Below are 13,531 nucleotides of genomic sequence, written 5' to 3' on the forward strand. Positions count from 1 at the left end.
ATCATTCGATTTCCATCGGCAGGCTTCGCAGCCCGCGCAAGGTGTTGTTAAAAGCTCGGACCGGTTCCCCGGTGATCCGGATGCGCTTGACCTTCCGGGCCAACGCGCTGAGGATCAATTCGCCTTCCAGCCGTGCTACGAGCTGTCCAACGCACATGTGGATGCCCGCGCCGAATCCGACGTGCCCACTCGTGACGCGGCGAATGTCATAGTGTTCGGGCCGCTCCCATTTTCGGCCGTCCCGATTTGCGGCGCCAAGGAACATAAGGACCTTTGACCCTTCGGGAATGACATGGCCTCCGACCTCCGCTGCACGAGTGGTGGTCCGGAAAAAAGTCTGAACGGGAGACTCAAACCGGATACCTTCCTCGAAGGCATTCCTGGCGAGTTGCGGTTCGGACCTCAACGCTTCCCACTGGTCGTCGAAACGCGCGAGACAGTACAGCGCGGCTCCAATTCCATTTACAGTGGTGTCGATGCCTGCTGTCAGCAGGGAGCGCACGAGGAGCACAGCCTCTTCGGACGTTATCTGGCCGGCATCGACAGCCGCATGAACCTCGGCGCCAAACCCCGCGCCGGCCAGATTTTCCCGACGGCATTGTTCCGTCACGTATGCGACATGCGGAGTCGCCTTGGCGATTGCCTGGTCTCGCAGTTCGTTGGGAGGCCCGAACGCATTGAACGCCAATCCCGCGTATGGCAGTAGGTGTTCCCGGCCTTCCGCGCCCAGCCCCACGGCATCGGGAAATACGGACATTGGGTAGGCTTCGGCCAGGTCCCCAATCCCGTCGAAGCGACCCCTGACGAGCAGCGCGTCGACCGTACGTTCCGCGGAGGCCTCGAAAGACTCCCTTAGCTTCTTCACCGTTACCGGGGAAAGAACCTTCGAAAGTATCTTTCGCGCCCGGTCGTGCTCCGGCGGGTCTTTCTCAAGAACGAGGCTCGGCGGCCGCCAGGGTTTCTCCTTGGCGAAGTCCGCCAGGCCGACGCCGCGGCTCGAACAGAACGTTTGCCAATCCATAAGGACCTGATGGACCTGCTCGTACCGGGCAACTCCATAAATGCCATATCTTGAGAGGTAGAATAACGGGCCGCACTCCCGCAGTTCCTCATGGATGGGGAACGGGTCCTTGAAAAACTCGATGGAAAAGGGGTCAAAGTCGGAGACTGGCAAAGCTCCGCCGTTACCGCGGCGACCTTCCGTGGCGGGCTGTTCCTGTGGGACTGTCATGGGAAGCTCCTTCAACGTGATACCGCGTCTCTCAGCATGTGCGGCAAGGCCTCGCTGCGTGGGCATGGCGTTGCTCCAGGCGGCTGCATCGTGAACGTTCCGTCGTCTATCACTTTTTGGCTCGCGTCTGATGATGGCGCGGGTCTCGGCGTCGGTCTTGACCGACCGCGACAACCGGTTTGCGCTTTGGCCGCCTGCTTTCGTTGGTCGCTTTCGATCATCCTGTCGACGATCTCGGCGCCACATAGGCGCCAGCCGACCTAGTTAGCCCGATTGGGACAACGTTCGATCAGGCCTGTCAAAAACCGCCGATATTCGGCGTTCTCCTGAGCGAAACGGACTATCGGTGCCGTCGCGGCCCCGAAACTCTCCAGATAACCTCCCCCACAGCGCGTGGCTGTGGCCTCCTCAGTCCTCGGCATTCCGGCCCGAAACACTGCGCCTCGGATCGGTATTGCCCAGAATAATATTGATGTTCGCCTCCCAGCGCGTCGGGTCCTCAACCGACGAAGCCAAATTAGACGCCCTTAGAAAATTTGCCTAGCAAATTTTAGTAATAAGCATTATTTGAATTATGGATTTTAGGCGGCTCGACTTGAACCTCATGCAGGTGTTTGAGGTGCTATACGCGCAGCGGAGCGTAACGCTCGCCGCTCGCGTATTGGGCATGAGCCAGCCGACGATGAGTGTTGCGCTGAACAAGATGCGCATCTTCTTCAAAGATGAATTGTTCGTGAGGCAGGCGGGCTCCATGCAGCCTACTCCGTTCGCGGACTCGATCGCCGATCCCATCGGTCGGATTCTGCACACGATCAGGAGTGAACTCCTGCAAGAGAGGAGTTTCGATCCGGCTACGACCGACCGGGTATTCTCGGTGAGCATGTCCGACATCGGCGAGCTTGTTTGGTTGCCGGCGCTTCTGCGGGTCCTGCGTGAGCAGGCTCCGAACGCGTCCATCCGCTGCCTTTCCCTAAAGCCAAACGAACTCAAGGAAGCGATGGCGAACGGGTCGCTTGACCTCGCTGTCGGGTATTTCCCCGATCTCTCGGAGGCTTCATTTTTCCAGCAGAAGCTTTTCGACCATCCTTTCGCCTGCATCGTGCAGCGGAATCATCCAAGGATTGGCAACACAATCAGTATTGAAGAGTTCCTTGAAGCCGGGCATGCCATCGTCGCCGCGGAAGGCCGTAGTCAGGAAATTTTCGAGAAACGTATGCTCGACCTCGGGCTGAAGCGACGCGTGCTTCTGCGGTCCCCACACTACATGAGCCTGCCAATTCTGATCGCGCATTCCGACATGGTATCCGTCGTGCCGCGGGCGGTTGCCCAGCTTGCCGTGCAGACAGCGAATGTCAAAGCTCTGGAGCCACCATTCGACATACCTCCTATCGAGCTCAAACAATTTTGGCATCGACGCGTAAATGGCGATCTAGCTGTCATCTGGTTTCGAGGTCAGGTCGCACGACACTTCCTGAATCGTGATCCCACCTCCGATCCCGCGTCGACCTTGTTCGGACCGGTTTGAAAGTGGCCGGGACCCGTCAGCCGGCTGCGCTACGTGGTTTTTGGGGCAACGGACGTTCGCCGAAATGCCGTTCAAGTCAGGGTCGCCGACCAGGACATTACCTTACAAGTTCGGCCGAACCAGTCGTTGCTCGATGCGCTGATGAGGGCAGGGGTCGAGATGATCTACGACTGTCAACGTGGCGAATGCGGGCTTTGCGCCGCCAAGATTTCTCAACTTGAGGGGGTAACAACGGTCGACCACCGCGACGTCTTCGTCAGCGATCGAGAAAAACGAAAACCAATACATGTGCATTTGCGTCTCGCGATTGACCACCTGCCTCACGGTGATCGATATCGGCTATCGCTGACACGGGAGAAATAGTCACTGCATCGGTTGAGGCTGGTTTAGCCGACATCGCCTCCTAATCGAAAGTGATCGGGCCGGTCAGGTCGCCGCTGGCCTGGATGATGCAGAAATGTCCAAGGATTGATTAGATTTTTCTATTGTCTCCGATGATCGACTATCGCTACCGTCCACTCGTCATTGGAACTTCGAAACGCTTGAGCGACGACGCTCAGTCCAGTTTCGCTTGCCTCAATGCCATGGACGCTGGAAGCGGGGACCGGGGAGTGGCAAGAGCACACCATATGGGTAGGAAAATGGACGCGGCTCTGGAAGAAGATGTTTATGATGCGGTAATTATCGGCTCTGGGCCGTCGGGGGCGATAACCGCACATACACTCGCTATGGCAGGTTTCAGGGTCATTTGTCTGGAGCAGGGAGACTACGCGCTTCCGTCGGATTATGCCGCCAACCACGACATGTGGGAACTCGTTGCCCGGGGTCATTGGCAGGCTGAACCAAATCGCCGGGGAAATCCGGCTGACTATCCTTTGAACGTCTCCGAGACCGATCTTGCGCCATCGATGTACAATGCGGTTGGCGGTTCCACCATCCACTATAGCGCTCTCTGGTCGCGGCTTGCACCGTCGGATTTTCGCGTTCGTACTCTTGACGGCGTCGCCGACGATTGGCCGATTAGCTATGACAAGCTTGCTCCATTCTACGACGAGGTCGACGATTTTATCGGTGTGTCCGGCGTGGAAGGCGACACGGCTTATCCTGAAGGACTTTCGCCTAAGCTGCCCCCGATGCCCCTCGGCAAGCTTGGCTTGAAGGCCGCCGGGGCAATGAACGAGTTGGGCTGGCATTGGTGGCCACACGCAAACGCGATCCCCAGCCAGAAGATTGGCTCGCTTGCAGCATGCGCGCGTTGGGGCACCTGCATACAAGGGTGTCCCGAAGGTGCCAAAGCGTCGTTCGACATGGCGTATTGGCCCGCGGCCATCAAAGCTGGCGCTAAGTTGGTCACCGGTGCTCGTGTTTCCAGGATTACGACAGATGAGAGCGGTGCTGCGACGGGTGCTGCGTGGATCAGCAAGGGAACGCGGTATCACACGCGGGCCAAACAGGTCGTTGTTTGCGCCAATGGCATAGGCACGCCAAGGCTGCTTCTGCTTTCGGCAAGCGAGCAGCATCCTCATGGGCTGGCCAATTCATCCGGACTGGTGGGCAAGAACCTGATGCTGCACCCGAACTGTACCGTTATCGGCTACTATGACGAGGATCTGGAATCCTGGCGCGGTCCTGTCGGGTCCGTCATCAGTTCAATGCAGTTCTTTGAAACTGATCGTTCTCGCGGCTTCGTGCGTGGTCCGAAATTGCATGCCTGTCCAACGCCTGGGCTGCTGTTCAATGGTATCGACCCCCACAGGCTTTTGCCATTCGATGCGCTTTGGGGCGCGAACTTCCATCACGTCATTCGGGATGCGCGCAACGCGATCTTCTGGGGGGCAAATATCGACGACCTGCCAGAAGAAAGCAATCGGGTTACCCTGGATCCCGATCTTTGCGATGGTGATGGTATTCCCGCACCAAAAATCAGCTATCGGTACAGCGAAAATACGTTGAAGATGCGCAGTTACGTCATGGGGAAGCTCGCTGAAATTCATAAGGTGGCAGGGGCAAAGAAGCTCGTTGAGATCGCTGACTTGAAAGGCGAGCCCGGGCACCTGCTCGGAACCGGCAGGATGGGTCAAGATGCGAAGACCTCCGTGGTTGACGAATATGGCCGAGCTCATGACGTCCCCAATCTGGTCATCTCCGACGGGAGCATATTCGTGACCGGCGGCGCCGCGAACCCAACCAGCACGATTGCGGCGCTCGCGCTGCGCAACGCAAAACAGCTTATCGCGACCTTAAACGAGGCAAATTGACAATGGTTACTGTTCAGCAAGCCCACACAAATGAGCGCCTTTCCGTTTCCATGCCCCGGCAGGCTCCTCCTCGCAACTTCACCGACCTGGAAATGCAAACGCTGCGGGTTGTTGCCGACACTTTGATACCGGCCGCTAACGGAAATCCGTCCGGTAGCGGCCTCGCAAAATTCGAAAGTCTCGTCACCCGCGCGGCGGCAATCCTCGACAAACACTTCGCAACACTGACGGCAATCCTCGGCGAGCTGTCGGCGATACCTTCGGAACAGATGTGGGACCGGCTTCGTGAATTGGAGGCGCAGGACAACGAGACCTTTTATCTCCTCTCCACGTTGCTCGCAGGTGCATATTTATATTCCGATGAGATGAAAGCCGAACTGCAATACCCCGCACCACACCGAAACCCTCCTGGTCTTTTCGATGCCGCAGACGAACTCTCAACCGGTATTCTAGACCCAGTGATCGAACGGGGGCCAATCTTCGTTCGCGTCGATTGAGGTGAAAAAGTAGGATATGGGCCCGCGCCGTATCGAGCGCCTCATAGAACCCCAGTTCATCACGCCATTGTTGAAGAGCGCTGCACCATCTTGAATGGCCAGAGGATCTTATGATGTCCATAGCGGGCCCAATCGATCTGTCGATGCAATCGGTTATTTGGAGCAAGACCCTCGCCGAGCCGATCATCCGCTTCCCCACATTGGAAGAAGACCAAGTTGCCGACGTTTTGGTGATTGGAGGCGGGTTTTGTGGTCTGAGCGCCGCAATCCATGCAGCCCGCCATGGTGCCAGCGTTGTTCTTGTCGATGCGCGAACTGTGGGCGCGGGTGCATCCGGAAGAAATGGCGGCAATAGCATCCCACATTTCCCGGGGACGATGACACCTTCAGACGTTGCGTCGATCCTTGGTGCGAAGAAAGCGCAGGCTCTTTGCGAACTGGTCGTAGCCGGCTCGGACATGGTTTTCCAGCAAGCAGCTGAATTTCAAATCAACTGCTCGCCTGCGCAAAATGGCTGGATGCAGCCGGCGCACTCACAACACTCACTGCCAAAAGTTCGGCGCGCCTATGAACAATGGAAGGCTCTCGGAGCGCCGGTCCAGTGGCACTCCGCCGCTGACACCCACGACCTCCTTGGCGCCGTTGGCTATATCGGTGGCTGGTCGAACCCGACCGGCGGCTCGGTCAACCCCTACGGCTTGGCGCTGGGCCTTGCAAGGGTGGCGATGAAGGCGGGTGTTCGCATTTTTGAGAATACGTCAATCCAGAGCATCGAACAAACGACCACCCTGCCGGTCGCGGTTTGCGGCGAATTGCGGGTGAAAGCGAGCATCATCCTTATCGCCACCGGCGGCTACACTGGGGATGTCTTTAAAGAAGTACAGCGCTCTGCAATCCCTGTTAATCTTTATCAGGTTGCAACCAAGCCGCTGCGCAAAGAGCTTCGGGCATCTATCTTGAGAGCCCAGATGTGCTTTTCAGATCGCCGTAAGTCTGGCGGTTTCGGCAGGCTAGATGCCGAGGGCCGGTTAATCACGGGAGGGGCGGTGTTCGCACTTGGCAACAGCAGACGCTACGGTGAAAGTCACGCCCGCACCCGACTGAAACTCCTCTACCCGCAGTTGTCGGAGCAAGACGTCGCCCTGGAGGCCTACTGGGAGGGGTTTTGCGCGATGTCTGAATCACACCTCCCCCATGTCTTGCGGCTTGGAGCCAACGTCTTCTCGCTCGTCGGGTTTTCGACCCGCGGTCTCAATCTAGCTCAAAACCTCGGTCGGCTTCTGGGTGAGTTCGCAGCTGGGAAAGCAGCGTTGGAGGACGTACCGGTGGCACTTGTGGAGCGTAGGCGAGATATTGCTTACTGGCCCATCAAATCCTGCGCCGCGCGTTACATTTTCCCATGGTTTCAGGCACAAGACCGCTTAGGTCTATCGTAGGAGCTCGCCTGGTCTTCGCTCAAGGAGAAGCCTTAGCACCACCGTTGAACTCACGTTGGCCAGTGTCGGCTGAATTGAGCAGTGACTACGGGCGGACCGGCATTCTTGTTAACAGCACTGGCATCGTCACATATTGGCCGGTCGCCGAATGCAGTGACGAGGAATGGCAGCGCGTCCTCTCTGAAAATCGAAAGGCCCGGGGAAGCAGGCCTGGTTCACGAAGCTCACTGCGGCAGCTCGCGACACAAACCAAGCTCCAGGATTTTCGCCACCAGACGCGCAGCATGCATACGCCCGCTGTCAGCTACAAGCGCCACCGTCTTTCCTGCCGAGATAATTGCCGACGCGATCTGGCTGTAGTTTCAGCTCCGGCTAAGTCGGCGGAATGCCGCAGGAACCGGGCATGTTGGTTTCCTCCGAGACGATCCGCCGTCTGAATAAGAAGGATTCGGGCGTCGACCCGTGGGTGACGCGACAGAAGCACTTAGTCCAATGTTTTGTTGGATTTTACCATTGTCTGATAGCAGGCTGCATGATTACGTCGATCAGGCTGCGGTGACGGAAGCTTCCGGGACGGCCAGTACACATGGAGCAACGGAAATAGCCGCGATAGCGGCGCTGCATTTCAGATGGTAGCCGCAGAAGACGGCGCCACCTGGCTCGCACAGGAATGTCACGACAGTCATAAACCATACGGGAACAATGGTGGAGGCATACATGTCTAACGGTATCAATCATTGGGAAATGAGCCGCCGAACGGCCTTGAAGGCTGCTGCTGCGCTGTTCGCTGCCTATAATCTCAGTTCGTCTGGAGCGCGTGCCGCTAGCGGCAAAAGCCTCAACATTCTGAATACAAATCTGCTTTTTTGCGACGTCCTGGCAAAGGTGATCCCGAAGGTTTATACCGATGCGGAAATCACAGCCGAAGAAAATCCTCAAAACGAGCACTATGAAAAGCTCCTGGTTGAGATGTCGCAAGGTTCCTCGACCTACGATCTCTTAGTCTTGGACAATATGTTTTCTCATCAGTTTCTCGTCAACAAGTGGGTGAAAGCGGTTGATGACATCAAGGCTGATGATCCATCACTTCCGGCCTTGAAGTACGAAAACGTCGCCCCGGCGTCTTTGAAATATCTGCAGTATGAGGGCAAAAATTTCGGCATACCGATGACGCTTTCGACTCCGATCTTCGTCTATAGAAAGGATTTGTTCGAGGCCAAGGGTCTTTCGGTCCCCACGAACTGGGACGATTATCGAAAATGCGCTGAGGCGCTTCACACCGATGAAGTTGCTGGCAATATCTTGCTGCTTGGCGGCCAGGACGCTCACATGTCGGGGGACTGGGCGACCCGACTGATGAGCATGACAAAGCTAGGCCCGGACGACGATGGCGTGCTGGACAGCGCGCTCCGGCCGGTGTTCAATTCGGAAGGCCAGGGTGCAAGGGCCATCGAGCGAATTAAGGAAGTGCTCCCGTTTGCGCCGAAAGGTGCCGAAGGTCTCGATTATCCTGATGGCGTCTCGCTTTTCTCGCAGGGAAAAGCCGCGATGTTCATCAGCTGGTCGGATGTGTTCGCTGGCATGGAGAACGGCCCATTGAAGGGCAAAATTGGATATGCAGCCGTTCCAAGTGAGAAATACCAGCAGCAAATGACCGGCGGCCTTTCGCTGGCTGTCAGTGCCTTTTCGAATAATCCGAGCGAAGCTTACAAATTCCTGGATTGGATGCTGAAGGGCGAGGGCTACAGGCTCTTTCTGGAGAACGGCGAGACAAATCTTGTGCTGAAGTCGCAACTTGACGATCCGGCAGTGCGGGCAAAAATTCCGTCTCTGAATGTGTACGAGGATTTCAAGAAGCGAGGGACCACTACGATCGCGTTGACCCCTTATCGAGCTCCGAACGCGGTTGAAGTGCAGCGCGTTTTATACGAAGAAATTTTAGCCGCCGTCCTCGGCAGAAAGACCCCTGAACAAGCGATGAAGGACGCCGAAGTTCGCGTCCAGGGTGTTATCCGCTAACTTCGCACAAAATGTATAGAGGAATGGCCCCTGGAGGTCATTCCTCTCGTGTACGGGGAATTGTCGTGAGCATGACGGATTCAATTTCAACGGCAAAAGTGGGTGGCGATAAGGCGCAGAGGGCAGGGGAGCGCCGCGCCGGCTTGTTGCTTCTCACGCCAGCTTTCGTTCTGATGAACGTCGTCGGTTTTTTCCCGATGGTGTATTCGCTTTACATTTCTCTGACGGACTACAACCCCTCGCACGGCGGCATTGCTCGCTTCGTAGGCCTGGGAAACTACGCTAAGGCATTTTTTGATCTTCAATATTGGCATGCCCTGGGGCTCACTTTTGTTTTCGTCACACTGAGTGTGACGTCGTCACTGATACTCGCTGTGCTGTTGTCCCTGCTCTTCAATATGCGTTATCCCGGATTCTTCTTGTTACGCACGATCATATTGATTCCGATGTTGATTACGCCAATCGCGGTCGGGATCGTGTGGCGTGTCATGATGATGCCGGATCTCGGAGTGCTCAACTACATTCTAACCGTCATTGGCTTGCAGCCGCAACTTTGGACTTCCTCATCAAGCACCGCGCTCTTATCAATTGTTCTCGTGGATATTTGGCAATGGACGCCCTTTATGTTTCTTATCGTCTTTGCCGGCATTTCTTCGTTGCCAAAGAGTCCGTTTGAGGCTGCCGCGATCGACGGAGCGGGTGCCATAAGGGTATTTTTCTCGATAACCTTGCCGCTCCTCAGGCCGGTCATCGTTATCGCAACCCTCCTGCGCATCGTGGATGCTTTCCGGACATACGACGCTGCATTCATTATGACACGAGGCGGCCCCGATTTCGCAACCGACCTCGTTAGCGTTTATCTGCAGAGAGTAAACTTCCGAGTTTTTGATCTTGGCTACGGCTCCGCATTGTCGTGGATTACCCTCGTGATCCTGACTGTCATTATTTTGATCTTTACGAAGCTCTCCGGTTTCACACGCATCATTTCCGAAAAAGAAGGCCGGTAGGAGTTGTCAATGTCCGCACATCGAGCCCCTATTCGCCGCTTCTCCAAGATGATCCTTGTCTACATCCTGGCGCTTCTTGCCACAGCCTTTTTTGCTTTCCCAATTTTTTGGATGATCACTGCCTCTTTGAAAAGCGACCAAAGTATTACGACGTACCCGCCGGTATGGGTTTTCGCTCCGACTCTGCAAAACTATGTCAAGCTGGTCGAAGAACTTGGCATAATGAAAATGTTCATCAATAGCGCAGTCATAGTAGGCTTGTCCACATGTCTGGCAATGGTCTGCGGAACGCTTGCTGCCTATGCGCTGGCACGATTCGATATAAGAAACAAACAGTTGATCGCGTTCGAAGTTTTATCAATCCGCATGTTGCCGCCGATCGTTAGCGTTGTTCCGATGTTCATCCTGGCTCGCTGGCTTGGTGTGTTCGATACTTACTGGTTGCTTATCGCCGCATATGCCCTTTCCGGTCTCCCTTTTGTGGTTTGGGTCATGCGCGTCTTCATTCAGGACATTCCGCAGTCAATCGAAGAAGCCGCGTTGATCGACGGTTGTTCAAGGCTTGAAGCTTTTTGGCGAGTGATGTTGCCCCTGCTGTTGCCGGGGCTGGCCGCGACCATGGTCATCGTTTTCATGTTTGCCTGGAACGAGTTTCTCTTGGCGTCGATGCTGACATCGAATGCGGCCAAAACGCTGCCGGTCATAGCGGCTAATACTTTGAACGCAAAATCCATCGCGTGGGGCATGGCCTCAGCGGCGGGGGTCATCATGTCACTGCCTGTCGTTGTGCTTGTCCTGCTGATGCAACGCTATCTTGTTCGCGGCCTGACGCTAGGCGCGGTAAAGGGCTAGAGGAGATTATCGTGGGCATTCAGATCAGGAACGTGCAAAAGCGGTTCGGCGCCGTTACCGTCGTCAATGGAGTGTCGGTTGATATTGCCGATGGTGAGTTTTTCGTCATGCTGGGCGAGTCAGGCTGCGGGAAAACGACCACGCTGCGAATGGTCGCAGGGCTAGAATTGCCTACATCCGGCTCCATTCATATCAATGGCAAGGACGTGACCTTTGCAGAGCCCCGCCATCGCGACATCGCGATGGCATTCCAAGACTATGGGCTATACCCGAACATGACGGTTTTCGAGAACATCGCGTTTCCGTTGAAGATTCGTAAAGTGCCACAGGCCGATCGCCGCAGAAAGGTCGAGGAAACGGCCGGTAGGCTCGGGATTGCCGATTACCTTAGCCGCAAGCCCTTTCAGCTTTCCGGTGGTCAACGGCAGCGCGTTTCGCTTGCTCGAGCTCTGGTTCGAAATCCCAAGGTCTTCCTTATGGATGAGCCGCTTTCGAATCTTGACGCTAAGCTTCGCGCAGTCATGAGGACTGAGATCAAGAAGCTTGTCTCCGACCTCGGGATCACGACTATCTATGTAACCCACGACCAGATCGAGGCTATGTCCATGGCCGATCGCATAGCGGTTATGCGGAGAGGCGACATGGTACAGGTCGGATCACCGCTAGAGATCTATGACAGGCCCCTGACGCGCTTTGTGGCGGACTTTATGGGATCGCCACCTATGAACCTTTTTCCTGCATCTCTGAAGACGCCAGGTCGTCCGACCTGTCAGATACAAGAATTTGTAGACTCTATTCCCGATGACGAGCAGGCTTTGATCGCGGGTAGACTGGATTCAACAGGTCAGTTCAGCGCCGGCATTCGACCTGAACATTTGAAGCTTGTCCAACCAGGTTCTGCTGGCTCCGCGCGTGCGGTCGTGGATTTTGTCGAACCATTGGGTCAAACCACCAACGTATATCTGACGGCGGGAGAAACCCGTTTCATTGCGGTCACAGATCGATGCAATCGGCAGGTTGGTGATGTGGTTGGCGTGTACGCCCCGCCCGAATTCGTGCGTGTTATAGCCAACTAGCAGCGCTTTCTGTTCTCGGCGGGATGCATTCAGGCAGGTTGTCGAGGCAGCCGGCATTCCGACCTCTGACGATGACTTACTGGAATCGATTTCCGATGGAGGCCCATCTTGCTGCAGACTCAATCCCATCTTTCGCCCCGTATTTACGGCCACTTTATCGACGGCGTGCTGTCTGATCCCTCACAAACTTTGATCGACCGACATTCACCGGTGAACGGATCACTGCTTGCCCGCTTTTCGGCCGGCACGCCGAAAGATGTTGATGACGCCGTCTCGGCAGCGGTCAGAGCATTCCATCGCGAGGACTGGGCGCATCTCACCGGCTCCGCCCGCGCTAAATTGCTCAATAAATTTGCCGACCTGATCGCTGACCATGCCGACCATCTCGTCCAGATGGAGGCGGAAGAGGCAGCTAAAGCGATAAAGATCTCCGTCCATGAACTGGCAATGGTTGTTGAAATGACCCGTTTTGCGGCCTCGCTTGCCATCACGGCGAAAGGTGAAGCGCATACGCAGTTGGGTCCTGGAGTACTTGGTCTCGTGACGAAAGAACCGTCCGGGGTCGTTGGAATGATCGTACCGTGGAACTTTCCCCTGGTCTGCCTTTTCCAGAAACTTCCCTACGCGCTCGCTGCTGGCTGCACTGTGGTCATCAAGCCATCGGAACTGACCTCCAGCACCGCCCTGGAAATCGCGAAGCTAGCGACGAAAGCCGGTATTCCTCCGGGTGTTATCAACGTTGTGACAGGCAACGGTGCGATCGTGGGTGAAGCTCTCACCGGCCACCCCGATGTTTCGATGATCTCGTTCACCGGATCCACTGCCGTCGGACGGCGGATCGGCGCAAAATGTGGCGAGAGCGTAAAACGCGTTGCGTTGGAGCTTGGAGGAAAAGGTGCGAACATCGTGTTTGCCGATGCGGATCTCGACGCCGCACTGGATGGCATCCTTTTCGGTTTTGTCTTCAATCAGGGTGAGGTCTGCGCAGCCGGAGCGCGCTTGATCATTGAGGACAGCATTGCCGATGACTTCGTGTCGAAACTTGCGGAGCGTGCCAAGCTGATCAATGTCGGCCATCCGACGGATGAGCAGGCCGACATGAGTGCGCTTATTCACGAAAGCCACATGCACAAAGTCCTGGCTTATATTGCAGAAGGCCAAAAGGAAGGGGCTGTCGTGATTTGTGGCGGACAGCGTCTTCGCGGCCAGGAGTACGATGACGGCTATTTCATTGGTCCGACAATCCTGACTGAAGTCACGGCAGACATGCGAGTTTTCCGAGAGGAGATATTTGGACCGGTTCTATGCGTCACAAGGTTCAAAAGCCTGGAGGAGGCAATTAACCTTGCCAATCTCACCGAATATGGGTTGGCAAACGGCGTGTGGAGCAAGGACATCGACAAGGTTCTTCTGACCACGCGGAAGCTGAAATCGGGGACCGTTTTTGCCAACACCTATCTGGAGGGGGCCGTGCAGCTGCCGCAAGGTGGCGTCAAGCAAAGCGGTTTCGGCCGTGAGAACGGCCTGGACGCGCTTCATGAATACATGGAGACCAAGCAGACCTACGTGAAGCTAGGCCCACGTCTACCAATCCTTGCCCACACCATCGCGTAATTCTTCGGAGGATCTG

General features: G+C 55.9%; 11 protein-coding genes. 10 read left to right on the plus strand and 1 reads right to left on the minus strand.

Annotation, left to right across the window (positions count from 1 at the left end; genetic code table 11):
• Position 1: 1 nt before the first annotated feature.
• Positions 2-1,231 (minus strand): cytochrome P450, encoded by a 1,230-nt coding sequence (locus tag QQK95_RS21580; RefSeq protein WP_284276482.1) that lies wholly within the window; start codon positions 1,229-1,231, stop codon positions 2-4.
• A gap of 604 nt (positions 1,232-1,835) precedes the next feature.
• Here QQK95_RS21580 and QQK95_RS21585 point away from each other — a divergent pair.
• The 10 genes from QQK95_RS21585 (at position 1,836) to QQK95_RS21625 (ending at position 13,515) form a co-directional block, all read left to right on the plus strand.
• The gene (locus QQK95_RS21585) at positions 1,836-2,756 is read left to right on the plus strand and encodes a LysR family transcriptional regulator (RefSeq protein WP_284276529.1); all 921 of its coding nucleotides are present in this window, start codon (positions 1,836-1,838) and stop codon (positions 2,754-2,756) included.
• A gap of 33 nt (positions 2,757-2,789) precedes the next feature.
• Positions 2,790-3,119, plus strand: coding sequence for a 2Fe-2S iron-sulfur cluster-binding protein (locus QQK95_RS33540; RefSeq protein ID WP_409371703.1), 330 nt, complete (start codon positions 2,790-2,792; stop codon positions 3,117-3,119).
• Positions 3,120-3,397: 278 nt separating this feature from the next.
• Complete coding sequence (locus QQK95_RS21590; RefSeq protein WP_284276483.1) at positions 3,398-5,014, plus strand: GMC family oxidoreductase; 1,617 nt, start codon at positions 3,398-3,400, stop codon at positions 5,012-5,014.
• 2 nt (positions 5,015-5,016) lie between these two features.
• Positions 5,017-5,511, plus strand: a complete 495-nt coding sequence (locus tag QQK95_RS21595) for a hypothetical protein (RefSeq protein WP_284276484.1) — start codon at positions 5,017-5,019, stop codon at positions 5,509-5,511.
• Between the two features lie 113 nt (positions 5,512-5,624).
• Complete coding sequence (locus QQK95_RS21600; protein ID WP_284276485.1) at positions 5,625-6,947, plus strand: NAD(P)/FAD-dependent oxidoreductase; 1,323 nt, start codon at positions 5,625-5,627, stop codon at positions 6,945-6,947.
• 717 nt (positions 6,948-7,664) lie between these two features.
• Positions 7,665-8,966: an ABC transporter substrate-binding protein gene (locus tag QQK95_RS21605; protein WP_284276486.1), complete on the plus strand. Its 1,302-nt coding sequence runs from the start codon at positions 7,665-7,667 to the stop codon at positions 8,964-8,966.
• 71 nt (positions 8,967-9,037) lie between these two features.
• Entirely contained in the window at positions 9,038-9,973 is a 936-nt protein-coding gene (locus tag QQK95_RS21610; RefSeq protein ID WP_284276530.1) for a carbohydrate ABC transporter permease, read from the plus strand.
• A gap of 9 nt (positions 9,974-9,982) precedes the next feature.
• Positions 9,983-10,825: a carbohydrate ABC transporter permease gene (locus QQK95_RS21615; protein WP_284276487.1), complete on the plus strand. Its 843-nt coding sequence runs from the start codon at positions 9,983-9,985 to the stop codon at positions 10,823-10,825.
• An 11-nt stretch (positions 10,826-10,836) separates the two neighbouring features.
• Positions 10,837-11,901 carry an ABC transporter ATP-binding protein gene (locus QQK95_RS21620; RefSeq protein WP_284276488.1) on the plus strand — a complete coding sequence of 355 codons (1,065 nt, stop codon included), beginning with the start codon at positions 10,837-10,839 and terminating at the stop codon, positions 11,899-11,901.
• 108 nt (positions 11,902-12,009) lie between these two features.
• A complete protein-coding gene (locus QQK95_RS21625) occupies positions 12,010-13,515 on the plus strand; it encodes an aldehyde dehydrogenase family protein (RefSeq protein WP_284276489.1) in 1,506 nt (501 codons plus the stop codon).
• The last annotated feature ends 16 nt before the right edge of the window (positions 13,516-13,531 follow it).

It is taken from the genome of Mesorhizobium huakuii, from assembly GCF_030160235.1.
In the GTDB taxonomy this organism is placed as follows: Bacteria; Pseudomonadota; Alphaproteobacteria; order Rhizobiales; family Rhizobiaceae; genus Mesorhizobium; species Mesorhizobium huakuii.